This is a genomic window from Pantoea cypripedii (assembly GCF_002095535.1).
In the GTDB taxonomy this organism is placed as follows: domain Bacteria; phylum Pseudomonadota; class Gammaproteobacteria; order Enterobacterales; family Enterobacteriaceae; genus Pantoea; species Pantoea cypripedii.
In genome coordinates this window covers 788,101-814,496 of the sequence record NZ_MLJI01000002.1, presented here as the reverse complement: position 1 = coordinate 814,496, position 26,396 = coordinate 788,101, and the positions used below count along the sequence as shown (strand labels likewise).

27 protein-coding genes and 1 riboswitch are annotated in these 26,396 nt (G+C 53.0%); of the genes, 5 read left to right on the top strand and 22 right to left on the bottom strand.

Features of this window, described 5'->3' with window-relative positions:
* The first annotated feature begins 269 nt into the window (after positions 1–269).
* Complete coding sequence (locus HA50_RS25015) at positions 270–482, top strand: hypothetical protein (RefSeq protein WP_084879504.1); 213 nt, start codon at positions 270–272, stop codon at positions 480–482.
* A gap of 191 nt (positions 483–673) precedes the next feature.
* Here HA50_RS25015 and HA50_RS25010 read toward each other — a convergent pair whose 3' ends face one another.
* The 9 genes from HA50_RS25010 to HA50_RS24970 all read right to left on the bottom strand — a co-directional run bounded on the left by HA50_RS25010 (position 674) and on the right by HA50_RS24970 (position 9,729).
* On the bottom strand, positions 674–1,435 hold the full coding sequence (locus HA50_RS25010; protein WP_139811029.1) for a hypothetical protein: 762 nt from the start codon (positions 1,433–1,435) through the stop codon (positions 674–676).
* Between the two features lie 345 nt (positions 1,436–1,780).
* Positions 1,781–2,764, bottom strand: coding sequence for a ribokinase (locus tag HA50_RS25005; RefSeq protein WP_084879502.1), 984 nt, complete (start codon positions 2,762–2,764; stop codon positions 1,781–1,783).
* Between the two features lie 2 nt (positions 2,765–2,766).
* Complete coding sequence (gene alsK, locus HA50_RS25000) at positions 2,767–3,657, bottom strand: allose kinase (RefSeq protein WP_084879501.1); 891 nt, start codon at positions 3,655–3,657, stop codon at positions 2,767–2,769.
* Positions 3,654–4,346, bottom strand: a complete 693-nt coding sequence (gene alsE / locus HA50_RS24995) for a D-allulose 6-phosphate 3-epimerase (RefSeq protein ID WP_084879500.1) — start codon at positions 4,344–4,346, stop codon at positions 3,654–3,656. The genes alsK and alsE overlap by 4 nt, the downstream gene beginning before the upstream one ends.
* Positions 4,346–5,395, bottom strand: a complete 1,050-nt coding sequence (locus tag HA50_RS24990) for an ABC transporter permease (protein ID WP_084879499.1) — start codon at positions 5,393–5,395, stop codon at positions 4,346–4,348. Before HA50_RS24990 ends, alsE begins: the two co-directional genes overlap by 1 nt.
* 14 nt (positions 5,396–5,409) lie before the next feature.
* Positions 5,410–6,399 carry an ABC transporter permease gene (locus HA50_RS24985; RefSeq protein ID WP_084879498.1) on the bottom strand — a complete coding sequence of 330 codons (990 nt, stop codon included), beginning with the start codon at positions 6,397–6,399 and terminating at the stop codon, positions 5,410–5,412.
* Complete coding sequence (locus tag HA50_RS24980; protein WP_084879497.1) at positions 6,392–7,900, bottom strand: sugar ABC transporter ATP-binding protein; 1,509 nt, start codon at positions 7,898–7,900, stop codon at positions 6,392–6,394. Before HA50_RS24980 ends, HA50_RS24985 begins: the two co-directional genes overlap by 8 nt.
* A gap of 1 nt (position 7,901) precedes the next feature.
* Positions 7,902–8,885 (bottom strand): substrate-binding domain-containing protein, encoded by a 984-nt coding sequence (locus tag HA50_RS24975; RefSeq protein ID WP_084879496.1) that lies wholly within the window; start codon positions 8,883–8,885, stop codon positions 7,902–7,904.
* A 4-nt stretch (positions 8,886–8,889) separates the two neighbouring features.
* A complete protein-coding gene (locus tag HA50_RS24970; protein ID WP_084879495.1) occupies positions 8,890–9,729 on the bottom strand; it encodes a DeoR/GlpR family DNA-binding transcription regulator in 840 nt (279 codons plus the stop codon).
* 298 nt (positions 9,730–10,027) lie between these two features.
* On the opposite strand from HA50_RS24970, the gene HA50_RS24965 reads away from it, so the two are divergent.
* Positions 10,028–10,381: a type II toxin-antitoxin system RelE/ParE family toxin gene (locus tag HA50_RS24965; protein ID WP_084879494.1), complete on the top strand. Its 354-nt coding sequence runs from the start codon at positions 10,028–10,030 to the stop codon at positions 10,379–10,381.
* The gene (locus tag HA50_RS24960; RefSeq protein WP_084879493.1) at positions 10,378–10,683 is read left to right on the top strand and encodes a helix-turn-helix domain-containing protein; all 306 of its coding nucleotides are present in this window, start codon (positions 10,378–10,380) and stop codon (positions 10,681–10,683) included. Before HA50_RS24965 ends, HA50_RS24960 begins: the two co-directional genes overlap by 4 nt.
* 22 nt (positions 10,684–10,705) lie before the next feature.
* On the opposite strand, the gene HA50_RS24955 is transcribed toward HA50_RS24960, so the two are convergent.
* The 10 genes from HA50_RS24955 to HA50_RS24910 form a co-directional block, all read right to left on the bottom strand.
* Complete coding sequence (locus tag HA50_RS24955) at positions 10,706–12,013, bottom strand: ATP-binding protein (RefSeq protein ID WP_084879492.1); 1,308 nt, start codon at positions 12,011–12,013, stop codon at positions 10,706–10,708.
* Positions 12,010–12,741, bottom strand: a complete 732-nt coding sequence (locus HA50_RS24950) for a response regulator (RefSeq protein ID WP_084879491.1) — start codon at positions 12,739–12,741, stop codon at positions 12,010–12,012. Before HA50_RS24950 ends, HA50_RS24955 begins: the two co-directional genes overlap by 4 nt.
* 2 nt (positions 12,742–12,743) lie before the next feature.
* Positions 12,744–15,893: an efflux RND transporter permease subunit gene (locus tag HA50_RS24945; RefSeq protein ID WP_084879490.1), complete on the bottom strand. Its 3,150-nt coding sequence runs from the start codon at positions 15,891–15,893 to the stop codon at positions 12,744–12,746.
* Positions 15,886–16,917 carry an efflux RND transporter periplasmic adaptor subunit gene (locus HA50_RS24940; protein WP_158087438.1) on the bottom strand — a complete coding sequence of 344 codons (1,032 nt, stop codon included), beginning with the start codon at positions 16,915–16,917 and terminating at the stop codon, positions 15,886–15,888. The genes HA50_RS24945 and HA50_RS24940 overlap by 8 nt, the downstream gene beginning before the upstream one ends.
* 65 nt (positions 16,918–16,982) lie before the next feature.
* Positions 16,983–17,237 carry an EF-hand domain-containing protein gene (locus HA50_RS24935; protein WP_084879488.1) on the bottom strand — a complete coding sequence of 85 codons (255 nt, stop codon included), beginning with the start codon at positions 17,235–17,237 and terminating at the stop codon, positions 16,983–16,985.
* A 150-nt stretch (positions 17,238–17,387) separates the two neighbouring features.
* On the bottom strand, positions 17,388–18,080 hold the full coding sequence (locus HA50_RS24930) for a 2,3-bisphosphoglycerate-dependent phosphoglycerate mutase (RefSeq protein WP_084879487.1): 693 nt from the start codon (positions 18,078–18,080) through the stop codon (positions 17,388–17,390).
* 43 nt (positions 18,081–18,123) lie between these two features.
* Positions 18,124–19,413, bottom strand: a complete 1,290-nt coding sequence (gene eno / locus HA50_RS24925) for a phosphopyruvate hydratase (protein ID WP_084879486.1) — start codon at positions 19,411–19,413, stop codon at positions 18,124–18,126.
* A 16-nt stretch (positions 19,414–19,429) separates the two neighbouring features.
* On the bottom strand, positions 19,430–19,855 hold the full coding sequence (locus HA50_RS24920; protein WP_084879485.1) for a universal stress protein: 426 nt from the start codon (positions 19,853–19,855) through the stop codon (positions 19,430–19,432).
* The gene (locus HA50_RS24915) at positions 19,852–20,760 is read right to left on the bottom strand and encodes a DHHA2 domain-containing protein (protein WP_084879484.1); all 909 of its coding nucleotides are present in this window, start codon (positions 20,758–20,760) and stop codon (positions 19,852–19,854) included. Before HA50_RS24915 ends, HA50_RS24920 begins: the two co-directional genes overlap by 4 nt.
* Positions 20,761–20,837: 77 nt before the next feature.
* Positions 20,838–20,907, bottom strand: a riboswitch (Fluoride riboswitch).
* A 74-nt stretch (positions 20,908–20,981) separates the two neighbouring features.
* Positions 20,982–21,578 (bottom strand): DUF2913 family protein, encoded by a 597-nt coding sequence (locus tag HA50_RS24910; protein WP_084879483.1) that lies wholly within the window; start codon positions 21,576–21,578, stop codon positions 20,982–20,984.
* Positions 21,579–22,252: 674 nt separating this feature from the next.
* Between HA50_RS24910 and HA50_RS24905 the strand changes: the two genes are divergently transcribed.
* Positions 22,253–22,651 (top strand): H-NS family histone-like protein, encoded by a 399-nt coding sequence (locus tag HA50_RS24905; RefSeq protein ID WP_084879482.1) that lies wholly within the window; start codon positions 22,253–22,255, stop codon positions 22,649–22,651.
* A 58-nt stretch (positions 22,652–22,709) separates the two neighbouring features.
* On the opposite strand, the gene trpA is transcribed toward HA50_RS24905, so the two are convergent.
* Positions 22,710–23,519 (bottom strand): tryptophan synthase subunit alpha, encoded by an 810-nt coding sequence (trpA, locus tag HA50_RS24900; protein ID WP_084879481.1) that lies wholly within the window; start codon positions 23,517–23,519, stop codon positions 22,710–22,712.
* A gap of 110 nt (positions 23,520–23,629) precedes the next feature.
* Positions 23,630–24,541: a LysR family transcriptional regulator gene (locus HA50_RS24895; RefSeq protein ID WP_084879480.1), complete on the bottom strand. Its 912-nt coding sequence runs from the start codon at positions 24,539–24,541 to the stop codon at positions 23,630–23,632.
* Positions 24,542–24,656: 115 nt separating this feature from the next.
* Here HA50_RS24895 and HA50_RS24890 point away from each other — a divergent pair, with 115 nt between their 5' ends.
* On the top strand, positions 24,657–25,100 hold the full coding sequence (locus HA50_RS24890) for an ester cyclase (RefSeq protein WP_084879479.1): 444 nt from the start codon (positions 24,657–24,659) through the stop codon (positions 25,098–25,100).
* Positions 25,101–25,140: 40 nt separating this feature from the next.
* Here HA50_RS24890 and HA50_RS24885 read toward each other — a convergent pair whose 3' ends face one another.
* Positions 25,141–26,292, bottom strand: a complete 1,152-nt coding sequence (locus tag HA50_RS24885; protein WP_084879478.1) for a TcdA/TcdB catalytic glycosyltransferase domain-containing protein — start codon at positions 26,290–26,292, stop codon at positions 25,141–25,143.
* Positions 26,293–26,396 lie beyond the last annotated feature (104 nt).

Here is a 26,396-nt window from a genome sequence, read left to right as displayed (position 1 = left end):
ACCCTGAGGGTGGCAAACGCAGCGCGAGGAAATAAACGCCTGCTCCGCGAGACTCAGGGTTTAACTGGCACGGGTTGCCTGGGTATTTGGCTAGTTTTCGCTGCGACATTGTTCTGTTCACATTCTATCAACACCTCCTTTCGGTAAATTTAGGGCGGATTCATTTTGGTTGAAAACACCTGCGACTGATGGCTCAGCGCATCGGTCAGTGCCGCCGGGCTTTTAATGAGTTCAGGCTAATCAAATGTTTTTACACAAAGGTGCAAACAATGAAAAAAGTTGTGTTTAATGCCCGCCCTAACCCACCGGGCATCGCCAAAGCGATATTTGCGGTGATGTCTGCTGAAGGCTGGGCTTTACAGGATGCCCAGATGGCGACTGAGCCTGGCGTGATTGCTCACCTCGATGAGGTGACAGCGGAAAAACTGCGCAAAGCGATCGAAGATGCGGCGGGTGATAAAGTCAGGATTGAGGATGAATAACAGCAAAATCCCGGAAATGTCCTGAGCGTGATAAAAAATGCCCATAACGGATCAGATTATGGGCAAATAGGACCGGAGTTCGAAGTTTGTTTTTTTCAATAAAACTTTTAAAATTGGCAGGCAATTTCGCACAGCAGGAATTACAGCTGACGATGATACTTATCAACCCCCTCCGGTAGATAATTTAATGTTTAACCCTTAATGCCAAACTCATGATATAGCAGGGGACAGACATCACGAAACTCATTGTTCTTATTAAGCTTTGCCTGTAGCAGGTCATTATGCGGTTTAGACGGAAATACCGTGATCTTAATACCTATGTCTTTTGCTGCTTTGATTTCATCATAACCGATCCCGCCTGCGCCAAACGCCAATATTTCGCCTCCAAATTTGTGTGCCGGATAAAGCATGGCCTGATAATCCTGATCACCATCAGTAAATTTGGTCTTCCATGATTGGTTAGGATCAGGAACACGCACGATACCCACCTTAAAATCATCCTTATTTTGTACCAAATCACCTTCGGAGGCTAATTCAGAAACAATACCAATGCATTTGATGTTGGCCTTAAGATAAGCATCATTAGCCACAACATCATAAACACCGCCTATGCCAACGCTGGTTCCTCCGCATACCACAACGACTTGTTTATCCGGATTATCGCGTACGCATTCTTCCAGCTGTGATTTTATTCTTCCCATTTCTCCATCAAAGTCTTCATAACTCATCCCGGAATAACCTATCAAGGTAACGCAATGAAGAGGTTTAGCGCCTTTATCCTCCCCCAATAATAAACTATCAATTTCATCTGTTGTTTTGTTCGGGGTGGGCAGACGGCTTTCTGACAATCTCCCTTCATTCTTAGGGTAGTGCTTCGGTTCTGGAGATTGTAATTCATTTGTGCTGTTTGTAGCTAAAGAGTTAACGGCAGAAGTTGGAGATATTATCGGCATACAGTATTACTCTTCCCTGTGAGAATTAAATGGTTATAAAACATACTTGTTATCAGCGTAAGGTAACTGACAGCTATTTAATAATTCATTTCCGGACGAAATAATAGTTTAAACAGTGATTTCTTTGATCAGAATGGAATATCTCATAAAGGAGAGGTGAATCTTATATTCAGCGGCCTTTTGATCTCCCAGCATATTATGATCGGTGGAGCGATTGCCCTGTTAAATAAGCACCTTGCGCGATAAATCGCGCCGCTACGGCTCCATGCGGTTATTGACCTGGTCGGCATCAATGCCGCCCCTGGCGGCGTAGGGTGCGAATTTATTCGCACCAGGGATTGACGCTCAAGACGGTAGCGACGGAATAGCAGTAGCCGACTGGGTGATTTCGCTGATCGCCAGTTGCGGATATTGTTGCATCCGATGCACCGCATCATCGTAGCGCGGCATGGAGTTCGCGGCTCCGGCGCGTTCAACACAAACCGAGGCATAGGCCGAGGCGAATAACGCCGCCTGCTCCAGTGGCTCACCAGCGGCCAGTCGCGCCGCCAACGCGCCGTTGAAAGAATCCCCCGCACCGGTACTATCAATCGGTTGTGCCGGATAAACCGGCACCAGCAGCATACGCTCGCCGGTGGAGAGCAGCGCGCCCTGCATGCCAAGGGTAATGATCAACTGCCGCACCCCTTTGCTGTGCAGCATGTTTGCCGCCACCTGCGCCGACGCCAGATCGGTGACCCGCGTGCCGGTCAGTTGCCCGGCCTCGGTGCTATTGGGGGTTAACAGATCAACCTTGCGCAGAAACGCATCGCTCACCTTCTGCCAGGGTGCCGGGTTAACAATCACGTAAGTTCCGGCGGCACGGGCGTTATCCACCATACGCTGAATGGCGCTGAAGTTGTTTTCCAGCTGTACCAGCAGAATATCTGCCGCCGCCACCGTTGGCTGACAGCGATTGACCTCGGCGGCGCTCACCGTCAGGTTGGCGCCGGGGTAAACGGAAATCATGTTTTCAGCATCATCACCGGCGACGTAAATCATCGCGTTGCCCGTCGGTTTTTCCTTGCAGGTAAACAGCGTGATGGCGTCGAAACCGGTCTTCTCCAGATGGCGGCGGGCAAACAGGCCGAAATCATCATTGCCCACTTTGCCGATGTAATGCACCCGCGCCCCGGCGCGCAGCGCGGCGGTGGCCTGATTGGAACCTTTACCGCCCGGCCCCATCATGCTGCTGTGCGCCACCAGCGATTCACCGGGCTGCGGAAAACGCGACATTTTGGCGACGATGTCGAGATTGAACGAGCCAAAGACGCAGACTTTACCTTTCATACTTACCTCCCGAACAGGCGTGCCGCCGCGAGGCAGGCTCCGCGACAGCCGGTCTGATCGGTTGCGTGGCTGAACACCATCTGCAAACCGCCCCGCGTGACCGGTGGGCGCAGATGCCGGGTTATCTGGTTACGCAGCGCCTCCAGCGGAAAATCATTCATCCCGAGTACGCCACCACCGAGAATCAGGTATTGCGGATCGAGGATGTTCATCTCACTGGCGATGATCTTTGCCAGTCGGCTGACAAACTGCTGCAAATCGGGGTGTTCAGCGTGTTGAGTGAACAGCTGCGCCATTGCGGTTTGCGGGTAGTGCTGGCGGGCCCACTGACTCAGCCAGTGTCCCGAGGTCAGGGTTTCCGCGCAACCGTGGTTGCCACAAGGGCACGGCAGATCGCTATCCGCCCAGGGAATATGACCAATCTCCCCCGCGCCCCCCTGCTCCCCGTGGTAGAACTGGCCATTAAGCCACAGGCTGTTGCCCATGCCGGTACCGAGATAAAGCCCCACCGCATTGTCCGGCAACGTCTCCAGCTGCATTAAATCCCATAACATCAGATGGTTGACATCTTTATCCATCGCCACCGGTACGCCGGTGATTTCACTCAGATGCGCGGCCACCGGCGTGTCATCCAGCGCCTGAATAAACGGCAGGGAGACCACATGCTGGCGGTCACGGCTCAGAATGCCTGGCAGACCGAGCATCACGCCATCCACTGGACGTTGTCGCACTATGCTGTTTATCAACCCGGCGAGCGCCGCCAGGGCATCTGCCGACTGCGCCCAGCTGGCCGTCGGCAGCTTGTGGAATCCAGACCACTGATCCTTTCCCTCCAGGGTCAGTAACCGCGTGCTGGTACCACCAATATCTATACCCAGCCAGGTTCGATTCATGCTGACTCCCGCAACGTACCTTTTGCCTGTTCGATATTGCCGATCATCTGATCCCAGGCGGTTTCGAGGTTTTCATGCAGATTAAACAGCCCCGAGGTGCCGACGATCAGCACTTCCGCCCCCGCTGCCAGCAGCGTGCTGTAGGTGCGCTGGTTACAGGAGCCATCGATTTCAATCAGGTAGCGGTAACCATGGCGGGCTTTAAGGTCACGCAGTTCTTCAATCTTCCTGACCATTTCGGTGATAAACGGCTGCCCTGCGTAACCTGGATCCACCGTCATCACCGTGATTTTATCCAGCAGATGGATATAGTGATGGATAAACGACACCGGCGTCGCCGGATTGAGTACCACACCCACTTTCTTGCCCAGCGAACGGATCTGATTGATAACCCGGAAGGCATCGCGGTTGATGGTTTCCGCATGCGGGCAAATGTAATCCGCCCCCGCTTTGGCGATCACCTCGATAAAATCGGTCGGTTCTTCCACCATCAGATGCACATCCAGCGCCACCTGGGTGTGCGGACGGATCTGCTCGATAAAGTACGGCGACAGCGTGATGTTTTTCACGTAGTGGCCATCCATGATGTCGATATGCAGAAAGTCGGCGCGGGTGTCGAGCACCGCCAGCTGCTGCTTGATTTCCATCAGGTTCATGCACATCAGAGAAGGAGAAATTTGGGTACGCATCAGACTTCCTTTTTTTCAGTCAGACCGGCCTGGCGTGCAAGTAAAGTACTGCGCCGCACCGCACGGGAGTGAGTAAATTTGGTTCTAAAAAACTTCAGGCCCAGCACCACAATCAGCACCGCTCCCCACATCGCCAGGCTGAAATGCTGGCTGATGTTCAGCAGGTTGAAACCGGTGGAGAGGATTTGCAGCGCAGTCAGCGACAGCACCACGCCCGTCACCCGGCCAAACCCGCCGTTGGGATCGGTGCCGCCGAGAATGATCGCCAGCACGGTAATCAGCAGATATGAGTCGCCGTAGCCCATGCGCGCCGAGTTGAAGCGCGCCATCATCACCAGCCCGGCCAGCACGCACAGCAGGCTGGAGATGACATACACCTGAATCAACAGACGATGGGTGTTGATGCCGCTGAACCAGGTGGCGTTGATGTTGCTGCCCCCCATATAGATGCATTTGCCGGAACGGGTTTTACCGAGGAACAGCGCCATCAGCCCGGCGGTGATCAAGAACAACCACAGCGGTAACGGCACGCTTAAGAAGGTGTCGGCCCCCAATGCACGAACCACATCCGGCATCCCGCTCACCGCCGCACCGCGTGTCAGCCAGATGCCGATGCCGTTGACTGTCATCATGGTGGCCAGCGTCACCAGAATCGGATGCGCACCGACGCGGCTGACCATCAGCCCGGTGATCACCCCAATCAGCGTGGCGATCAGCGCCGCCCCGACCAGCGCCAGCAGCAGCCACAGCAGTTGCAGCGCGGTGCCCGCACCTGCTGGCATCAGGGTCAGCAATACCCAGGCGATAAACAGCGCCGTAAGATTGGCAGTGGCGATAATGCACAGGTTCAGGCCACCGCTGAGAATGGCGATAAACATCGCCAGCGTCAGCAGCCCCAGCTCCGGCAGCTGGAAAGCCATACTCATAAAGGTCGATCCGGTCAGGAAACGGCCCGGCAGCATATAGCTGAACACCGCGACCCCGAGCGCAATCAACAGCAGCAGGCCGGGATGCGCTTTTTCACTGGTCAGAAAATTTATTCGTTTCATCACACTCTCCCCGCTCAGACAAAGCTGACGTCGGTTTCTTTGCGCTTTTTGTAGTGGGTCACGGTGATGGCGACCATAATCACCACGCCGATCACGATATTCATGAAGTAACTGGAGACGCCCACCAGGTTGAGGCCGTTTTTCAGGATGGCAATCAGGAACACCCCCATCAGCGTGCCGGTCACCGTCCCCTTGCCGCCCATCAGGCTGGCACCGCCGAGCACCGTCGCCGCCAGCACATCCAGCTCGCCTCCGACCAGCGCATTCGGCACCACTTCCCCCACGCGATAGACCTGCACCAGCCCCCCGACGGCCGCCATCGCCCCCAGCCAGCCATAGGCGAGGATGTGGATCAGCCCGACACGGATGCCGATACGACGCGCCGATTCCTGGTCGCCCCCGGTGGCATACAGCTGACGGCCCAGCCGGGTTTTGTTCAGCAACAACCAGGTGAGCGCGGCAATCACCAGCATGATGCTGAGTGGCAGACCCACCTGATAAGTCTGCCCGTGGACGCTAAACGACAGGATGTTATGCAGCGTTATCCACCATTCAGGCAGGTTGTAGAGGCTGCGGCCTTCGGTGATCCACATCAGCATGCCGAACAACAGCGACTGCATGCTGATGGTGATGATGATCGAGACAATGCGCAGCCAGTAGATCAGCACCGCGTTGATCACGCCGAACAACGTGCCGCAGGCAATCGCCAGCAGGATGCTGAGCGGGGCGTTATCAAAACCAAACTGCACAAACAGCGAGGCGATGATGTATTGCACCACTGACGCCACGGCGGCAAAGGAGATGTCGATACCCCCGATCACCAGCACCACGAATAACCCGAGGGCAAAGATGCCGGTGACGGCGTAGGTTTCGGTCAGATCCAGCAGGTTTTGCAACGTCAGGAACTGGTCACTGGCGCAGGAGAACACCACAAAGAACAGCAGCAGTACCCAGGCCAGCCAGCCCTGACTCGACTGGGGTTTGAAGAACGATAAATCAGGCATTGATCACCTCCGCCAGTTGCTGCTGCGCCACTTGCTGCGGCTGGTATTCAGCGTGCACCGTACCGTCGCGGAAATGCAGAATCCGGTCACAGTTGTAATAAACCTCAGGCACCTCATCGGAAATCAGGATGATCGACAGCCCTTCTTTCGCCAGCTTATGAATCAGGCTGTAGATACTGGCTTTAGCGCCGACATCCACACCGACGGTGGGCGAGTCGAGAATGAGTATGCGGGGATGGGTTAGCACCCATTTTGCCAGCACAATTTTTTGCTGGTTGCCGCCGGACAGCGTCGAGATGGCATGTTCCGGATCGGCCACACGCACGCCCAGCTGCTGTATCCAGTCGTGGATCAGTTTGTTTTTGCGGTATTCGTCAATCAGATGGAAACGGCTGCGCAGCTGGTCAAGGATCGACAGCACCATGTTGTCGGCCACCGATTGCTGTTGCACCAGGCCCAGCGTCAGGCGATCTTCCGAGACATAACCAATGCCGGATTTGATCGCGTCCTCATGGCTGCGGAAGCGCACCGGTTTGCTATCGAGCCAGATTTTGCCGCTGTCTGGTTTGGTCATGCCGAACAACGACAACGCCAGTTCGGTGCGGCCAGAGCCGAGCAGGCCGCACAGCCCCAGCACTTCCCCTTCAAACAGCGAAAAACTGACGTTGTGGTATTGATCCTTACGGCTGAGATTTTCCACTTCCAGCAGCTTGCGATCGGGGTTCAGGGTGGGCGTTTTCAGTTGATAGTCGAGACGAAGGCCGGTCATCAACTCGGTCAGACGATGCCCGTCCATCTCGCTGGCGGGCCAGGTACCCATCTTGCGACCATCGCGGATCACGGTGACGCGGTCAGAAATCTCCAGCACCTCATCCAGACGGTGGCTGACGAACACCACACAAATATTTTTGTCTTTCAGATAGCGTACGGTACGCAGCAGCTGGTTCACCTCGGTACGAGTGAGTGACGCGGTTGGCTCATCCATAATCACCAGCCGGGCATCGGCGACCAGCGCACGACAAATTGCCACCTGCTGACGCTGGGCAATCGACAGCTCCGCCACTTTGCTCTCCAGCCGCAGATCGAACTTCAGCTCATTGATGATTTTCTCTGCGCTGACGCGCAGTTTTTTCTGGTTGTACCAGCCGAGCAGGCTGCCAAGGTTATGCTCGAACGCAATGTTCTCCGCGACGCTGAGGTTGGGAAACAACGACAGATCCTGATAAATCACCTGCACACCGAAATCACGCGCCTGTTTCGGTGTCAGGCGCGGGAAAGTTTCGTTGCTCTCCCCCAGCGTGATTCTGCTGCCACTATCCGGGGCGTGTACCCCGGAGATCACTTTAATCAGCGTGCTCTTACCACATCCATTGGTACCCGCAAGGCAATGTACTTCCCCTGCCATCAACGACAGCGATATCTCACTTAATGCCCGATTACCGCCGAAGGTTTTCGACAGATTTTCGAGGGCAATCAACGTCTGTGGTTCGATCAGTTGCATATTACAGCCCCAGTTTGACCAGTTTCGGCAGGTTGGCTTTATCCAGGCTCTCGGTGTTATTGCCGAGAATGGTGTGGGTCTGCTCATCGACCTTCACCTTGCCCAGTCCTTCAATGGTCATACCGTCCGTGATGGGCTGGTTTTTCTGCATCATGCCCGCCAGGCGGACAAACACTTCACCGGCGGTCATCGGGTTCCAGATGTAACCCCCTTTAATCGCCCCACGGTTCACCAGCATCTGCCCCTGGCCCGGACTGAAGGCGCCAATGACGCACACCTGGTCGATTTTGTTGCGCGCCAGCACCGCGCGACCGGCTCCGATTGGTCCCTGCGAACCAAAGGCGATAATACCTTTCAGATCCGGGTACTTGGACATCACTTCATTGGTGGTGCGGATGGAATCATCCAGCGATTCGCCAACGCCAAACTTGTCGCCAACCATCTGCATTTTTGGGAAATGTGCTTTCTGATAAGCCACGGCGGAATCCACCCAGGCGTTGTGCAGCGGCACCGTCAGACCACCCATATAGGCCACGTATTTGCCTTCGTCGTGCATACAAGCGGCCAGCGCTTTCATATGGTTTTCGCCGTGGGTTTTGGCATCCACCAGCTCAAAGTCCCAGTTGGCGTATTTCTGATCCGGGGATTCGTGAACCAGCACGCGAATGCCTGCGTCACGGGCGCGTTTCAGTACCGGTTCCAGCACTTTCGGGTCATTTGGCACTACGCCGATGATGTCAACTTTCTGCGCAATCAGGTCTTCAATCGCCCTGACCTGGAGTGCCGGATCTGCCGATGTTGGGCCAACCATCCAGGCATCAATTCCCTCTTTCGCCGCTTCGCTCTTGATGCCTGCTTCCATGGCGTTAAACCACGGAATGCCGCCCACCTTGACCACAATCCCCATCCGCAGCTTATCCGCAGCGTGTGAGGTGGTTGCAGCAAACAACGCCAGCAGGGAACAGGCGATTAATGTTTTTTTCATAATGTTAGATATCCTGAGAGTTCATTAATTGCATGGCATGTTGGCGCTGGGAGCAATCAATAATATTGACACCATTCCAGGCCAGTTCCTGTTGTAACTCTTTATCTTTCAGATTGTCGGTAATTAAAAAATCCACATCACGATAGTGGCAAATTCGGGCGAAAGAAGGCCGCAGGAATTTCCCTGCATCTAACAGCAGATATTTTCTTTCTGACGCCATCAGCATTTGTTGTTTTAAATGTGCGTTATTTTCATTTGCCGCGCGTAAATATCCGTCATTCCCCAGACTGCTACAGGAAAAAAAGATTTTGTTGATCAGAAAATCTTTCAGCGGCTGCTCTGCAACAATCCCGTTAAAGTCCTCATTGTGATCGGAATACTCGCCTCCCAGGCAGATGGTGCGGATATGGCCTTTGGCGGCCAGCGTCTGCACGATGCGCAGCGAGTTAGTCAACACTGTCAGCTCGATGTCTGGCAGCTGTCGTGCCAGAAACCAGCAGGTGGTGCTGCTATCCAGTAATATACAATCGCCCGGACTAATAAAATCGAGTGCCCTTTTGGCGATGGCTGTTTTCGCCTGGGTATTTTCATTCATCCGCAGACGAAAGGTCGATTCATATTCATTCGGTTTATTCTCTTTCCCTGCCAGGTTTCCCTGGTGTTTGGTGATTAATACCGCACCACCGTGGCTACGTTGTAATAAACCTTTTTTCTCTAGCTGTGATAAATCCCTGCGTATAGTTTCCTGAGAAACCCGGCAAAGTTTAACCAGTTCAATAACCAGTACCCGACCATTAAGATTTAATTCCTCCATGATCTGACGGTGACGTTCAATCGGTAACATGATGACCTCCGATGGCAATAAGTTAGAGGATTCGGCTGGCGTAAAATGTGCACCAGGCAAAAGTGTCAGTCGGCGTTTTTACCGCGCTTAAAAAAGTGATGTGAATCGCTGTAACAATGAGATGGGATGTTTGATTTCATTTTATGAGTGATATTCATCACAAAAATCCTGGTTTTCTGCGCCAGCGATAACAAGCTACAACGCAGTGCAATAGTTTACGATGAAACTATCATGACTAGCTAGCTAGGCCATTCCTTATACCCTGCGTATAAGGAATGGCTTATATGGAGTGTTGGCTATGTGGGAAGTCAGACTTGCAGAAACGTTCAGGGAGTGGCTACGTGTGCAGGACGATGCGCTAAAAAAACGTATCGCCGCCAGTCTGCTTAACTTACAGCATTACGGACCAGCACTACCCAGGCCTTACGCTGACACAGTCAAAGGCTCCAGATTTCCAAACATGAAGGAGCTAAGGGTGCAGCATGGCGGAAAACCCATCCGGGCCTTTTACGCATTCGATCCAGTTCGCAGAGCCATTATACTCTGCGCTGGTGACAAGAGCGGCGATAAGCAGTTTTATGAGCGCATGATTTCCATGGCGGATGAAGTATTTTGCCAGCATCTGAATGAACGGAAGGAGACTGACAAATGACCGATTTAAATGATTTCCTGAATACAGAATTTTCAGAGAAGGATCGCGCCGAGATCCAGCAACTTGCTGATGAAATGATTCTTGATACCGGTTTGCAGTTGCTGCGCGAGGAACTGGCTTTGTCACAGAAAGCAGTAGCAGAGGCGATGGGCGTGAAGCAGCCGCGTATTACACAGATTGAACAGGGAGGTGCTGATCAGCGCCTCATCACGATCAAGCGTTATATTGAAGCCATGGGTGGAAAACTCAGCTTATTGATTGAACTGCCGGATGGTTCAGGTGAGCGCACCCTGCGTGTTTGACCGTTATCGCGCTGCCGATAACCTACACCAAAGGCAGCGTAACCCTCACCTCCAGCCCGCCTCCTGCCCGGCGGTTGACGCTGAGATCGCCGCCATGCTGCTGCGCAATCTGGCGCGCGATGGCGAGTCCCAGGCCGGAACCGTTATGCCGGGCGGCAGTGCCTTTTCCGCGATGGAACGGTTTGATAATCTGCTCTAAATCTTGCTCTGAAACACCGGGACCGCGATCGCGAACCGCAATATTAGCGACATTCTGCTCCCGCCAGCTGGCAACTTCTAATCCTGTCAGGCCATATTTGGCGGCGTTTTGCATCAGGTTGGTCAGCAGGCGCATCACGCTGACCGGGCGGAACAGGAACACCGGCAGCGGGGCAAGGTTCAGGCTAAAGTTCTGTCCCAGCCCGGTAAAATCATGGGCCAATTCAGTAATCATCTGATTGATGTCACCCGGCTGAGTCAGCTCAGCCGCGCTGCCACGGGCATAATCAATGAATTGCTGAAGAATGTTATCAACATCATCAAAGTAACGGCCGAAATCGTCCTGGGGGGATTTTTCCTGCCCGCTCATTGCCAGCGCCAGGCGTAGCTTGGTCAGCGGCGTGCGCAGATCGTGAGAAATACCGGCCAGCATCTGCGCCCGGGTATTCTCCATCTCGGCCAGACCCGCCAGCATGCGATTAAACGTCAGGCTGACAGTTTTGATTTCAGTCGGTCCTTCCGGCGATAAGGGACGCGGCCATCCGCCCTTGCCGACGTCAGCAGCAGCCCGCGCCAGTGACGTCAGCGGGCGGTTGATACGCCGTTGCAGGCCATAAGCCGTCAGCAACGCCATCAGGGACAAAACCACTGACAGCAAAATCGCGCTGATCAGACTGGCAAGATGATTCGACGGCTCCACAGCCAGCGCAACCCAGTACGGCTGTCCGGCAATTTTCACCTCCACCCATAATTTTTTTTCCGGTGCCTGCTCCCAGCGCAGCTGAATCCCCGCTGGCAGTTGCTGGTGCAGGCTATCAAGAAAGACCTTCAGATAATAACGCCGATAGAACCCGGCCAGGCCCAGTGTGGGTATTTCTATGGAATGCAGCGGTGGCTGAGCAACGCCCTGCACCGCCTGCACATAACGATCACGATCCGTGGCTGGCACCGTTGCCAGCAGCTTATCGAGCATAGTGATCTGCGAGGCAATCAGCGAAGCGGCGTCGTTGACTCTGGGCTTCTGGATAAAAACCAGAAACACCGTCAGCGTGGTGAATTGCGTCAATGTCACCAGCAAGATCAACAGGATGCTGTTACGTGCCAGCAGGGAGCGGGGCCAGAATTTTTTCACGTTTCACTATCGACAATCAGCATGTAACCCATGCCCCAGACGGTCTTCAGCCAGCGAGGCTCGGAAGGTTGCACTTCAAGTTGCTGGCGCAGGCGTAACATCTGCACATCGACGCTTCGATCCAGCGCTTCATACTCACGTCCTCTGGCGCGGTTCAGCAGATTTTCGCGGCTGATCGGCCGGTTGGGCGTGGTGGCTAACGCAATCAGCAAATTCATTTCGGCGGAATTCAGGGTCAGCCGCTGATCTTCACGGTAAAGCGTCTGACGGGTGATATCCAGGCGGTAAGGGCCAAAACAGACCTGTCCCGAACCGCTGGGCGTTTCGCCGCGCTGCAATTCCTGCCGCCGGAAGATGGCTTTAATACGCGCCACCAGCTCCTGCGGCAGGAAAGGCTTGGCGAGATAGTCATCAGCACCGGTTTCCAGACCAATCACCCGGTCGATCGGATCGCCACGCGCAGTGAGCATCAGGATAGGCAACGTGTATTTCGCCGCGCGCAGACGGCGGCACACGGACAGGCCATCTTCCGGTTCCATCATCAGATCCAGCACCAGCAAATCAAACGGCTCACGTTGCAAATACCGGTCGAGTCGGGCGCTATTTTCCGCCGTCCTGACCTCAAATCCCTGATCGCTTAAATAGCGTTGCAGCATGCTGCGCAGTTCATTTTCATCGTCCAGAACGAGGATTTTCTTCGCCTTATACTCGGTTTTCGCATCACTCATGGTCATTCACCCGATACAGAGGGCTGATGAACAGGCTTGCGTCGCGCCTGCCACGCCTCTTGTGCACGTTGCAAAACGACATAAAAACAAGGGACTAACAGGATGGCAAGCAAAGTTGCTGACAACATCCCCGAGAAAACGGTAATCCCCAATGATTTTCTGGCACTGGCGCTGGCACCGCTGGAAAAGATCAGCGGCACTACGCCCAGGGTAAATGCCAGCGACGTCATGATAATCGGCCGGAAACGCGTTCTGGCCGCCGTCAGTGCAGCGTCAATGATGCTGCTCCCGGCCAGACGCTGCTGGCGGGCATATTCGACAATCAGAATCGCATTTTTGGCGGCAAGCCCGGCCAGTAATAACACGCCAATCTGGGTATAAAGATTGTTAGCGATATTCAGCGCTAACAATGTGATCGCCGTACCTGATAAGGCAAGTGGGACACCAAGGATGACGCTGATGGGCAACCAGTAGCTTTCATATTGAGCCGCCAGCACCAGATAAACCAGCAGCAGCGACATGGCGAAGGCAATATAAATGCGGTTTCCGGCCACTTTTTCCTGATACGACATATCAGTCCACGACAGGCTGATATCCGGCGGCAGGGTGGCTTTCGCCAGTGTCTCCACCGCCTGCATCGCCGCCCCGCTGCTGTAACCTGGGGCGGGCATACCGGTAAGCGTGGCAGCCGGGTTGAGATTATATAAAGAAGCGACGGCTGGCCCCTGAGTCGGGGTGAAACTGACCAGTGTCGCCAGCGAAACCGGCTCACCGCTGGCATTTTTTACCGTCAGTGCAGAGATTTGCTGTTGCAGCAGCCGCTGATCTGACTGCGCCTGCACATACACTTTCACGCTATGGTTCTCGCGGGTGATTTGATTAACATAGCTGGCACCGAGGTATTGCTGCATTGCATCAAAGGCATCGCCGGGAGAGACACCCATCGCTGCCGCGCGCGTTCTGTCCAGCGTGACATTGATCTGCGGTACATCGGCACGCAGCGTGCTGAACATGCGCGACACTTGCGGCAGTGCCATCGCCTGCCGGGCAAAATTATCACTCACCTGCTGCAAATGCCGGTAATCACGTTGGCCGTCATTCTCGCTCAGGACCATCTGCATACCGCCACCGTTACCGACGCCCTGAATCGGCGGCGGCACAATCACCAGCGCGTTGGCATCAGGAATACCCGCCAGCTGTTTATTCAGATTGAGATAGATTGAACGCAGATCCTGGTTCCTGCCACGCTGATGCCAGGGTTTCAGGGTGATGTAAATCAGCGCCGCGTTGGACAGGGACGCATTATTGTCGAGTGGTGACAACCCGCCGATCACCACGACATGGTCTACTCCGGGCTGCTGATTCAGCAACCGTTCCACCTGTTGGGTCACGTTGGCGGTTTTTTCCAGTGAAGCGGCGTCCGGCAGTTGCAGCGACACCAGCAGATACCCCTGGTCTTCCAGCGGAATAAATCCGGTCGGAATTTTGAGGAAGGCGACTAACGCCAGCACGATCACCACCATGCCACCAATAAGCGCTGTTTTGCTGTGGCGGATTAAGCGGCGAACACCGTTGAGATAAACGTTCTCCAGCCAGGCGAAAACCTGATTGAACTTCCGGTAAATCCAGGGTTTGGTTCCCTGCTTCACTGGTCGCAGCCACTGTGCACTCTGCACCGGTTTCAGCGTCAGTGCATTAAGGGCGCTAAGCAAAGTGGTCACGGCAATCACCAGCGCAAACTGACGATACATCTGGCCGCTGAGGCCCGGTAAGAAACTCGCCGGGATATACACCGCCACCAGCACCAGCGTGATAGAAATGATCGGAGCCAGCAGCTGGCGCATGGCACGCAGCGTCGCCTCGCGCGGCGCATGTCCCTGTTCCATATGATGACTCACGCCTTCGACCACCACGATCGCATCATCAACCACGATACCGATCGCCAGCACGATGGCAAACAGCGTCAACAGATTGATGGAAAAACCCATCAGGTAGATAGCACCGAACGTGCCGATAATGGTGACCGGCACCGTGGTGGCGGGTACCAGCACGGCGCGCCAGTTTTGCAAAAATGCCACAATCACCAGTAAAACCAGCAGCCCGGCGATCAGCAAGGTGCTGTAGACATCATCGACTGAACTCTTAATAAAGGTTGTGGTGTCAAACGGCAGTGAATAGTGCATACCTGCGGGCAGTTGCGCAGACAATTTTTGCATCTCATCGGCGACCGCAGCGCCAACGTCCAGCGCGTTGGCATCCGGCAACTGTGAAATGGCAATCCCTGCCGCAGGTTTACCGTCCATGGTGAAAAACTGCGAATAACTCGATGAACCCAGCTCCGCATGGCCGACATCCTGTAAACGCACCAGCCTGCCGCCATCCGCGGTGCTGCTTTTAATCACGATCTGATTGAACTGGCTGGCATCGGTCAGCAAGCCATTAACGTTGAGCGTCAGTTGCATCTGCTGGCCGCTGTTGACGGGCGGCGCGCCCAACTGTCCGGCGCTGACGCTGCGGTTTTGCGCTTTGATGGCGTTGATCACGTCATCCGGTACCAGACCATATTGCTGCATACGCGCCGCATCCAGCCAGATGCGAATGCTGTAGTTTCCGGTACCAAACACCGTGACATCACCCACACCGGGTATACGCGCCAGTGCATCGCGCAGATGGTTGGTGGCGTAGTTGCTCAAAAACAGCGTGTCCTGCGCCGGGTCGGAAGATTGCAGGCTGTACATCTGCAAAATGGCCGTGGACCTTTTTCGCACCGTCACCCCCTGCTGCTGCACCGCATCAGGCAGCTGGGAGAGCGCAGCCTGCACGCGGTTTTGCACCAGGATCTGGGCCTCGTCGCTGTCGGTGCCGATGGCAAAGGTGATATTCAGGGTGTAAGTGCCATCATTACCGGTGGTCGATTTCATATACAACATGTTCTCGACACCGTTCACCTGCTGCTCGATAGGGAACGCCACCTGATCCTGCAATGTCTGCGCATTGGCGCCGGGATAGTGCGTCACCACCTGCACCGTCGGCGGCGTAATGGGGGGATACTGCGATACCGGTAACGCCCATAAAGCCACAGCACCGAGGATCAGGATAATCAATGACAGCACATTGGCGAAAACCGGTCGGTCGAGAAAGAACTTAATCATGCTGGCTTTGCGCCTCGTTGCTGACGTTCACCTTTTTCCCCACCAAATCCGGGCGAGCAAAGGTCAGGACGCGCTGTGTGTCGTCATTTGCGCTGAGTAAAATGACATGCTCACCGCTGCCGGGAGCCGTTTTAACGCTGAGGCGGCTGACCATGCCATCCGCAGAAACCGGGAAAACACTGTCACCCTGTACCGCCGTGGCCGGCAGCTGCAGCTGGCTCACCGGCGCTGCCGCATGCAAAGTGACCTGGACAAACATCCCCGGCAGCAGGCTAATCGGCGGCTGATGCAGGGTCGCACGCAGGGTGATATTTCCGCTGGCGCTGTCGAGCTGGTTATCGACAAAATCGATGGTGGTATGCAGCGGTTCACTCAGGCCAGGAATGGTGATATCCACTGGTTGATGAGCTGGTACATCACCGTGCGCCGCGATAATGCCAAAGCGCGTCGCGTCTGACTGATTAAGGCTGAAAGTGACATACAGCGGGTCGATCTTATTCAGCGTGGCTAACACGGTATTACCACTGGTGCCCACCAGATTACCGACATCGACGGTACGCCGCCCGATGCGTCCGGTGAAAGGCGCGGTAATGCGCGTATAACCGAGATTAATTTGTGCGATATCCCGCTGCGCCTGCGCCTGATCTCTGGCGGTTTGCGCGTCCTGCAAGGCGGACAAGGAGATAACGTGTGACGGATAGAGTGCCTGATCGCGGTCAGCTTCACGCTGAGCATTCACCAGCGCAGCCTGATCGGAATTAAACTGTGCCTGTAAGGCGGCCGGGTCTAGCGTAAATAACACTTGTCCGGCCTGCACCAGGTCGCCGTCTTTGAAATTGACCGATTGCAGCGTCGCGGCGACACGCGCTGCAATCTGCACCTGCTCAGAAGCGCCAAGTGTGCCGGTGACGGTGGTTGACGAGTCAAAGGTGAGTTTTTGCGGCATGCTCACCGACACCGCAGGAACCGGCTGCGGGAGAGCATTTTGCTGCGGTTTACACCCCGCCAGGACACAGCCTGCCATCAGCAATAGCCCATACCGGCACGCTGCACTTAGCGTCTTCATGGATAGCGCGTTCATCGGGTTGATTATTTTTTCGCCGCCATAAATGCACTGAGTTGCGAGAAGGTGATATAGCCTTTTTTCGCTGTATCTATTTCCGCAAAATGCTGAGCGACACGCGGCATACCCGCCTGCGCTTCTGCCAGGGTCAATTTGCCATCATGATTGGTATTTGCAGCATTGAAACGATCCTGTACCCGCTGCATAAATGCACCGGTCGGCGCTGCGCTGGCAGCACTGATAAAAACAAAACCTGCAACCAGCACCAGAAACTTTTTCATTTATTACCTCGATTTACCGTTAATTTGAGCGAATGGGGAAAAGCACAACTTCACGGGAAAAAGGATATAGAAAAGCCAGGCAGGAAGGGTTTCTGAATTGTTCCAGACTTATGTCATCGCATGTCATGAGGCAACTGACCGGACACCCGGTCAGGTCAGGACGCGCTGCGTCATCACATTGGCGGCGCTGTCCATGGAGTAGACGATCGGCACCCCGGTTGGCACATGCAATCGGGTAATCGCCTCGTCACTGAGTTTTTCGAGGAAGGTCATCAGCGCGCGGAGTGAATTAGCATGCGCCACAATTAACACCGTCTTACCGGCGCGTAGCTCAGGCACCACCACCTGTTGCCAGTAAGGAAGCACCCGATGCAGAGTCATGTACAGGCTCTCTCCGGCGGGCAAGTCTTGCAGGGCAATATGTCGATAGCGGGGATCGGTCTGTAGCCTGGCGGGCGCCTCTGCATCCACCGGTGGAACGCCGTGCAACGTTCTGCGCCAGCGGAAGACATTCTCCTCACCCAGGGTAGCGACGGTTGCAGCTTTATTCAGTCCCTGCAACGCCCCGTAGTGTCGTTCGTTAAGACGCCAGGTTTTGTCCACCGGCAGCCATGCGCGATCCAGCTGATCCAGCACACGCCAGGAGGTATGGATACAGCGAGTCATCACCGAGCTGCAAATATAATCAGGCATCAGTGAAGCTTGCCTGATTAGCGCGCCCGCCCGATCAGCCTCCTGATAACCCTGTGGCGTCAGCGGTACATCTGTCCAGCCGGTATAACGATTTTCAAGGTTCCACTGACTTTCGCCATGGCGTAATAAAATAAGCGTTGATGTATGCATGCTTAATCCCATAAGGGGCCGGGCCGTGAAGCCCGGCCTGTCATCAGGCGCGGCGGATAAACGCCCCCAGCCCGGCGTATTGAGCGTCCTGTCCAAGTTCCTGCTCAATACGCATTAGCTGATTATATTTTTCAACCCGCTCTCCGCGGCAAGGCGCGCCGGTTTTGAGATGTCCGGCTCGCAGCGCGACGGTCATATCCGCAATAAATGCATCGGTGGTTTCGCCACTTCGATGCGATATGAACGCCCCCCAGCCATGACGCTGGCACAGCGCAACGGCATCGAATGTCTCGCTCAACGTGCCTATCTGATTAAGCTTGATAAGTGCTGCGCTGGCGAGGTTTTCCTGTATCCCACGTTGGATGTATTTCACGTTGGTCACAAACAAATCATCGCCAACCAGTTCTGCCCGGCTTCCCAGCTGTTGATGGAGATATTTCCAGCCGCTCCAGTCGTCCTCGGCCAGACCATCTTCCAGCAACACAATCGGAAATTGATCCAGCAGCTCGCTATAATACGCCGTCATTTCTTTGGCGCTCAGCGCGGCATTTTCCGTGCGCAGATGATATTGGCCATCACGGTAAAACTCACTCGATGCCGGATCAATACAAATACTGATATCTTCACCGGGCCGGTAGCCCGCTTTCTCAATGGCCTGCACGATCAAGGTCAGTGGTTCGCGATTTGACGACACCGCAGGGGCAAAACCGCCTTCATCACCGACTCCGACGGAAAGGTTTTTTTCCAGCAGCAACTGACGGAGTGCCTGATAAACTTCACTGCCCTGACGCACCGCCTCCTTCAGACTCTCGGCACCATGCGGCGCTATCATGAACTCCTGAAAGTCGGCACCCTGCCCCCGTGCATGGACACCCCCGTTAATGATGTTCATACAGGGAACCGGCAACAGATTAGCACGCAGTCCGCCGAGGTAACGATATAACGGCTGACGTGTCGCCAGCGCTGCCAGCCTGGCGACGGCCAGCGATGCGCCGAGAATGGCATTGGCCCCTAACCGGCTTTTGTTTTCTGTTCCGTCCAGTTCCAGCATGACGTTATCAATGGCTCGCTGCTCACGCACATCGATATCGGCTAGCGCTGCACTGATTTCTCCGCAAACAGCCTGCACCGCATCTTGCACGCCTTTACCCCCATAACGCGAGTGATCGCCGTCCCGTCGTTCGTGGGCTTCGCGGGTTCCGGTACTGGCCCCCGAAGGGACGGAGGCTCGGGCCATCAGCCCATCGGTGGTAAACGCCTCGACTTCAACGGTCGGATTTCCGCGTGAATCAAGAATTTCACGCGCAGTCATTCTGTCGATATTAAAACTCATGTTTTTCTCCTGCTGTTCAGCTACGGGTGTGCTTAATCAGAACATCGACTGTCAGATGGTTGATGTACTCCAGTGAGCGTGATGCCAGTAGTCCCATGAAACGATTGCGATGTCCGGCAATCACCAGGTCAATACCCCGCTCTTTAATGCATTGCTCCACATCCTCGAATCGGTTGATTGTCACCAGCTCGCACGCGTCAACCACCACCGGCGCGGCCTTGACCAGTTCACTCAACAAAGATTTCGCCCTGATAATGGCTTGCGAAACCCTGTCATCCATGACGCTGTCGGAAACGTAATTCATTTCGCGATAGTCCTCGCTGATATGTGCCAGCGTGATTTTCATTCCTGTCTGCTGTGCCAGCACAGCAGCATGATTCAGCAGCAACGCACCGTCCTGCTGGTCATGAACCAGCACCAGCGCATGGGTATAAAATTTCATGCTTCACCCCGGCTTTGTTCGAGATGATGATGGAGCCAGGGCAACAGCTGTTTTTTCCTGCTGAGCATCCCCGGCAGTGAGCAGGGTCCGACATTTTTCAATGCCCGACCGGCAAAATAGAGCGTGGAAAAATTGTCGGTGATATCCGTCACCATCAGCACACCCAACCCCGCGCCGGACTGTGCGACTGTATTCTTCAGTTCCTCACAAAGCGCAGTAATCAGATGAGAAACCTGAGACGGGTTCATCACTTCGATTTGCGAAATGCGAACATCCGTACCCGCGATCACGAACGCTTTGAGGTCCTTCTCAAGCAGGTGCTGGGGTGACAGTCCGGCAAGGTCGGTTTTCGCGCTCAACAAATGACGGCCGAAGGTTTTACGATTAATGCCCGTTCGTACGCAGAGCTGGGTAACGGTGCGAATATCCTCTTCCGTCGTCGTTGGCGATTTCAGATTAACGGTGTCACTCAGGATGGCACCCAGCAGCAGAATGGCGTGAGATGAGGCCAGGCTGTTGCGATCGGCTTCATCCATTAACAGCCAGAGCACGGTAGCGCTGCTCCCTACCGGCTTTATCCAGACTTCTGGCGGTAACTGTGTCATCAAACCGCCCAGCCGATGGTGATCGATAATGCCGATAACGTTGCTTTGATGCAGATCGTCCGGCCCCTGAGCCGGTTCGGTGAAATCGACGAGCCAGACATCCTCGCCTTTCAGGGAAAGCGTGAGTCGTTCCGGCAGGGGTAAACCTGCTTCAGCGAAAATAAAACGTGTTTCCCGATTGGCCTCACCCGCACGCCATGCATGAGCGGGACGATGTTGCTGATTTAACCAGTAAGCGGTGACAACTGCCGTGCAGATGGCATCGCTGTCAGGATTGATATGGCCTGTAACATGTATCAAAGGAGGATCCCCGCAGCAGGAAGTATGCGGGCTGGGTGAATTCAGATCAGCCTGACATACCTCTCAAGTGATTAAGAGTCATATCAGGCGTCATCAGCCCCGAACGGGGCGGTTGTAGGAAGGTGGAACGCCATCACCTTTAAGGCCAGTCTAGAACAGGCGAATTTATTTGTCAGCCGATTCGTTTGCTGTTGCGGCTAAGTGCTGGATTGATAGCATGATTATGAATGGGTCATCAGCTGGAAAAGAAAAGGTGTTTGCGTTTGCTGGCAAACTTCGCTGCGCCAGCCGCTGCGATGCAGTATTTTTTCCAGCCCAGCGACATTCCCGGTTAGCCGCGCCATCAGCGGCGCGATCTGCCCACCATCAGCATCGAAGGAAACGTCCAACCCGGATCGTGACAGATATATCGCGTCGAGTTCGCCGTTGGTGACAACCGTATTACGCCCTGACCATTCTCTGTCGCTGAGCACCCTATAGACCCATTGCATTTGCTTCGCGGTTTCAATGGCGTAGGTCAGACGGAACAGGTCGTTCTGCTGGGACAATTCCCCCGTACAGGAGCGCCAAAGATAATCGAGTTTGTGTCGCAGTTTTGCTGCGGGTCCAAATGCCCGGCCCTGTTTCAACAACCATTGAATATCACTGGCAACTTCTCGGGGAAAACGATGCTGTTTCAGCGCGGTAGCCAGCCAGCGCGTCAGGAAAACATTTTCCTGGGATTCAGAACTGACCAACCCATCATGTCTCGCCAGTTCAAGAGCGATCAGAGCGCACCATGCCAGATGCCCGGTTTTTTCGGTTAAGGATTGCGTCATCACCGCAACATCTCCTTGTAATCCATGATTATTCCGTTGAGAGTTAGTGAAGTACAACTCACCTGAAATGTAAATAGTTTGTATCTAATTTGTTGTCTTGTGCCGATTTATCGCATGCCGCTTGCCGGCAGGAAAAGGAACCTCTGTCGCAGCTGGCCGTTATTTCCATTTTGACATCAGGTTTATCCTCCAGCGTCATAATCCTGCTGTTGTGCATTTTATTTTCGGGCAGATTCGGCGACGGTAATAACCTGCCCCTGTGAATTTTTGGACGCAGTAAGTTAAGAGGGTAAGCACAATACAGGACTGAAATTATCGTCAATATGCTGCCGAACTGAACTATAGTTCAACTCGCCCTAAAGGAAAGATGTATTTGCAATTACGTGATCGGATTTGAAACGGAGTAGAAAAGCGTAAGGATAAATTAAGAATTGTACCGATACCCCCGGCAAGTTTCTGAGTAAAGTAAATAATTCTTCATGGTGATGACAACATTTATGATAAAAACCCTCGTTGCCTCCCAAAAATAACCCTCGGTGTCATTATTTTTATAGTCAACGTTAAGTTTCCCCTTTTCCATAGTGACGCGTGAGTATATACTCATTTCACAGACTTATTTTAAATCTTAGTTTCGTCATACTTTACTCGTTCAACGACACCGTTTGGAGATTTCCATGAGTGATTCACTTAAGGCGCTAAATAACATTCGTACACTGCGTGCGCAGGCACGTGAACTGGCTCTGGCCGATCTGGAAGAAATGCTTGAGAAGTTCAGCGTTGTTGTTTCAGAACGTCGTGAAGAAAGCCATGCAGAAGAAGCTGCTGTACGTGAGAAAGCAGAGAAGCTGGCTAAATATCGTGAGTTGCTGCTGGAAGACGGTATCGACCCGAATGAATTACTGGGTTCTCTGTCGGGTGCAGGTAAACCACGCGCTAAACGTGCTCCGCGTCCGGCTAAGTATAAATATATTGAAGACGGTCAGGAAAAACACTGGACCGGTCAGGGTCGTACCCCTGCGGTCATTAAAGCTGCAATCGAAAGCGGTAAATCTCTGGATGATTTCCTGATTTAATCTCACGCTTTTTCAGTAAGTTAAAAACCATGCGGTGATTTCACACCGCATGGTTTTTCTATTGGTTACGTGTCGCCTCTTTCATCGATCTCACAAAAGAATAGAGCTCAGCCAACATCGTATCTGGCGCATTAATGTTGCGTTCTATTATTTTTACTACCGCAGAACCCGATATAACACCCGCAATGCCACTTTTCATCACTTCTCTGACTTGCGCTGGCATTGATATGCCAAAACCTAACATTGCTGGTGGGGCATTAAAGCGTCTGAGCGCTTCAAGGATATGTGGTGAGGGCAGACCCGCCTTATTTTCAACGCTGGTTACCCCGGCACGTGAAAGCAGATAAGTATAACCACCGCCATATCCTGATACTGCTTCTAAGGTAGCCATGTCAGCATTCGGTGGCGCAAAGAATACCGTAGAAATGCCACTGCTCTCAGCTGCTTCACGAAACTCTTTTGATTCCTCAACCGGAACATCGCCAATCAACACAGAATCCACCCCAGCCTGTGCACATCTTTTATAAAAATGGCTGATGCCGTTAGTGAACACCAGATTGGCATACATCAGCAGGCCGATCGGTATATGCGGATGGCGGGCGCGCAGACGGGTGAGAATATCAAAACAGGCAGCAGATGTTGCTCCCGCCTGTAATGCCCGAATCGCTGAGGCCTGGATAACCGGGCCATCGGCTAGTGGATCAGAAAAAGGAATACCCAACTCGACAGCGTCTGCACCAGCGTTGATCAATGTTTCTATAATTGCAAATGACAGTTCAGGATTGGGATCCCCAAGGGTAACATAGGGAACAAAAGCCCCTTCTTTATTCTGCTCCAGGCGATCAAACATAATTTTATAGCGATCCATCCACATACTCCTTTAAGGGTGAAAACCGGTTGCATCTTCGGAATATGAATCTGATATCACAACTTGTTTAAGTTTATGTGAAGGGAGCTTGCTTCCGCTGCGGCGTGAACTTACATCAACTCCCTGGCTTGTTCACAAATCAGCTGCCTCAACCATTGTTGTGCTTTGCTGGCATCGGATCGGCGGTGCCAAAGCAAATCAAACTGAATCTGAGGCATCTCAAGCGGGGGATTGAACATCAATACGTTTTCATTTTTTTCGCTGGCTAATGCGCTACGTTTCAACACCGTCGCAATATACTGCGTTTGCTGGATCACCCCAGCAACGGCGAACATAGAGGGCAATGTCAGACGCAGATCTCTGGTCAGTCCCATCACCTTAAGCCGTTCATCCACCAGCCCATAATGATTGCCTTCAGGCGAAACCAGGATATGGCCCGCCTTCAGATATGACTCCAGCGTCATCCCCTCACGGGCCGCTTCACCCTCCCGCTGGACCAGGGTGACAAACTCATCACGAATTAATGGCCGCGACAATATTCTGTTTTCAGATTTCGTCGGTGCGATGCCGATCACCAGGTCAATCTTGCCGCTATCCAGCATGGCAACAGATTCGTCCCGATCGATATAGGAATGCACATGAATCGTCACCCCTGGTGCCTGCTGATTGACCGCTTTCATGATGCCAGGCAGGAGCACCATCATCGGGTATTCAGACATCCCCAACGTGAATGACATACTTCTGTTTGCCGGGGAAAACACATCCGGAGCCAGCAGATGCGTCAGCTCCTCCAGCGCTTTAGACACGTGTAACCCAATTTCTTTTGCCCGCGCGGTCGGCAGCAGCCCTGAAGCGCTGCGAATAAACAGCGGATCGGCAAAATGTGTGCGTAAACGGGAAAGCGCAGCACTCATCGCAGGCTGGCTGACTGATGCTTTGGTCGCGGCACGGGTCACATTTTTCTCTTCCATCAGCGCGTCAAAAGCCACCAAGAGATTAAGGTCAAGCCCCTTAAAATCCATAAATTGTATAATCCTCTATATCTATTATTTATTTTAATTATAGCTAATGCGGATGTGATACTGGCTGCGGATTACAGATTAATCATAAAAAATCATCAGCCAGAGGAATGAAGCAATGTCAGGCAATCAAGAGACCATAAATCGTCTTATGGCCGAACGTCAGGCCGTGGAAAAACTTTATCAGGCTTTCAGCCACCAAAATCCTGATTTGATTGATGAAGCGGTCACACCAGACTGGGATGATATTCCCCTGGCCCCAGGTCAGACTGCGGGGCCTGAAGGGCTGAAACCTATCATCAGAGAATTTATTCATGCTTTTCCGGATGTGCAGATCATCATTCACGATCTTATCCAGCTTCCCGGTCAGATTGCAGTACGGGCGGAAATTACCGGAACACATCAAGGGAAAATCATGGGGATTGAACCTACCGGAAAATCGGTCAGTTTTCGGCTGCATGAGTTCCATCAGCTTAATGGCGAGCGTATTACCACTACCTGGCATATGGAAGATTGGTTTGGGCTGTTTACGCAGTTAGGTCAGTTCCCGCCGCGCCCATAGGAGAAGTTAAGCAGCGCGATAAAACGCGCTGCTTCATCGTTCAGATGCTGGTGCGCCTGGATTTCGCTGTTGAAACCCATTTATAGGATTCAGCCTTGCCATCCACCTCTTTTCTCCAGTCGCGCGAAAGGGGATCATGTAAATCTGACAGAAATTGTCTACTCTCATCATTATCCATATAAAGATGAAATATTTCATTCTTGTACTTCTGCAAATAGAAGACATTAGCAGGGAGGGTCGTCTTACGCTCGTTATGCCCGAATTGGTAATTACAATTGAAGAGATCAGCCTCAGGCCACCAGGCTTCTTTGAGAATATCTATTCCTGTAAGCGCAACTGAGCCGATCAATCTTCCTCTGGTCGTTGTTCTCTTAATATCCCAGACATCTTCATTCCTGAAGCTACTTTTATCACAGGTATACAAATTGTGCCGGGAGTAGAAAACGTCACTGGTCTTTCTGGGGATCACTTTGTAGTTTTTATCGATAGTCATCAATGTATCGGCAATTGCCGGACTATTTTTTATCGCGGTGATGACGGAGTTGCCGTAGGTTAATATTCCACATGTTTGCTTTTCTTCTGGGTTATACTTCGGGCAGTTAAATTTTTTCGTCATGCTCACATCGATATCAAAGTAAGTTCCGCCAAAATGGTATAAAGCCGCCAGGCGGGTAACATCGGATGCCGCTGCCTGATTAGCAAAACTTCCATAATGTTCTCTCGCCCAGGCAGCATAAACCCCCGGTGGGAAAGCAGAGAAAAGTGGCCGGGGATCTTCTGTTTTCAGGAAGCGTACACCCTCTTTGATATCGCTAAAATTAAATGCCAGATAACGATACTTTGCGTCATCACTATGGAGCATTTTTTCCAGAGTCCGCATAATCGTTGCTGGGCAGGTCGTCCAGATCTTAATCTCGAATTCCGGGTTAATTCTTCTGAAGTTGAGGATATTAGCAAGATGGGACTCCGGTGCACCTTTTCCTTCCCAGACAAAGTGGACTATTTCAGGTACTTTTATCGAACAGTCCATTTTTTCACTCACGTCATCAGCGACATTCGAACCTGGATGCGTTATTTCCGTATTATTAACCGAGACAATATTTTGTGGAGCATGAAAAGATGAGTCCACACGGCATCGATTAGCAAGAGATGAAGTTGAGGCAGACGAAATAGCACTTGTGGCAGAAAGCATATTCTCTCCTTAGATATATTGAGTTATTCTCTTCATTAATTTCACACTCACATCACAGCCCTTCCTGGCAATGACATTTTATTGTATAACAATGATAAAATAAC

What these genes read in the sequence shown, in the direction of transcription:
- HA50_RS25015 (WP_084879504.1), top strand. Translation starts at nt 270, where the DNA reads ATGAAAAAAGTTGTGTTTAATGCCCGCCCTAACCCACCGGGCATCGCC.
- HA50_RS25010 (WP_139811029.1), bottom strand. Translation starts at nt 1,435, where the DNA reads ATGCCGATAATATCTCCAACTTCTGCCGTTAACTCTTTAGCTACAAAC.
- HA50_RS25005 (WP_084879502.1), bottom strand. Translation starts at nt 2,764, where the DNA reads ATGAAAGGTAAAGTCTGCGTCTTTGGCTCGTTCAATCTCGACATCGTC.
- alsK (WP_084879501.1), bottom strand. Translation starts at nt 3,657, where the DNA reads ATGAATCGAACCTGGCTGGGTATAGATATTGGTGGTACCAGCACGCGG.
- alsE (WP_084879500.1), bottom strand. Translation starts at nt 4,346, where the DNA reads ATGCGTACCCAAATTTCTCCTTCTCTGATGTGCATGAACCTGATGGAA.
- HA50_RS24990 (WP_084879499.1), bottom strand. Translation starts at nt 5,395, where the DNA reads ATGAAACGAATAAATTTTCTGACCAGTGAAAAAGCGCATCCCGGCCTG.
- HA50_RS24985 (WP_084879498.1), bottom strand. Translation starts at nt 6,399, where the DNA reads ATGCCTGATTTATCGTTCTTCAAACCCCAGTCGAGTCAGGGCTGGCTG.
- HA50_RS24980 (WP_084879497.1), bottom strand. Translation starts at nt 7,900, where the DNA reads ATGCAACTGATCGAACCACAGACGTTGATTGCCCTCGAAAATCTGTCG.
- HA50_RS24975 (WP_084879496.1), bottom strand. Translation starts at nt 8,885, where the DNA reads ATGAAAAAAACATTAATCGCCTGTTCCCTGCTGGCGTTGTTTGCTGCA.
- HA50_RS24970 (WP_084879495.1), bottom strand. Translation starts at nt 9,729, where the DNA reads ATGTTACCGATTGAACGTCACCGTCAGATCATGGAGGAATTAAATCTT.
- HA50_RS24965 (WP_084879494.1), top strand. Translation starts at nt 10,028, where the DNA reads ATGTGGGAAGTCAGACTTGCAGAAACGTTCAGGGAGTGGCTACGTGTG.
- HA50_RS24960 (WP_084879493.1), top strand. Translation starts at nt 10,378, where the DNA reads ATGACCGATTTAAATGATTTCCTGAATACAGAATTTTCAGAGAAGGAT.
- HA50_RS24950 (WP_084879491.1), bottom strand. Translation starts at nt 12,741, where the DNA reads ATGAGTGATGCGAAAACCGAGTATAAGGCGAAGAAAATCCTCGTTCTG.
- HA50_RS24945 (WP_084879490.1), bottom strand. Translation starts at nt 15,893, where the DNA reads ATGATTAAGTTCTTTCTCGACCGACCGGTTTTCGCCAATGTGCTGTCA.
- HA50_RS24940 (WP_158087438.1), bottom strand. Translation starts at nt 16,917, where the DNA reads ATGGCAGGCTGTGTCCTGGCGGGGTGTAAACCGCAGCAAAATGCTCTC.
- HA50_RS24935 (WP_084879488.1), bottom strand. Translation starts at nt 17,237, where the DNA reads ATGAAAAAGTTTCTGGTGCTGGTTGCAGGTTTTGTTTTTATCAGTGCT.
- HA50_RS24930 (WP_084879487.1), bottom strand. Translation starts at nt 18,080, where the DNA reads ATGCATACATCAACGCTTATTTTATTACGCCATGGCGAAAGTCAGTGG.
- eno (WP_084879486.1), bottom strand. Translation starts at nt 19,413, where the DNA reads ATGAGTTTTAATATCGACAGAATGACTGCGCGTGAAATTCTTGATTCA.
- HA50_RS24920 (WP_084879485.1), bottom strand. Translation starts at nt 19,855, where the DNA reads ATGAAATTTTATACCCATGCGCTGGTGCTGGTTCATGACCAGCAGGAC.
- HA50_RS24910 (WP_084879483.1), bottom strand. Translation starts at nt 21,578, where the DNA reads ATGACGCAATCCTTAACCGAAAAAACCGGGCATCTGGCATGGTGCGCT.
- HA50_RS24905 (WP_084879482.1), top strand. Translation starts at nt 22,253, where the DNA reads ATGAGTGATTCACTTAAGGCGCTAAATAACATTCGTACACTGCGTGCG.
- trpA (WP_084879481.1), bottom strand. Translation starts at nt 23,519, where the DNA reads ATGGATCGCTATAAAATTATGTTTGATCGCCTGGAGCAGAATAAAGAA.
- HA50_RS24895 (WP_084879480.1), bottom strand. Translation starts at nt 24,541, where the DNA reads ATGGATTTTAAGGGGCTTGACCTTAATCTCTTGGTGGCTTTTGACGCG.
- HA50_RS24890 (WP_084879479.1), top strand. Translation starts at nt 24,657, where the DNA reads ATGTCAGGCAATCAAGAGACCATAAATCGTCTTATGGCCGAACGTCAG.
- HA50_RS24885 (WP_084879478.1), bottom strand. Translation starts at nt 26,292, where the DNA reads ATGCTTTCTGCCACAAGTGCTATTTCGTCTGCCTCAACTTCATCTCTT.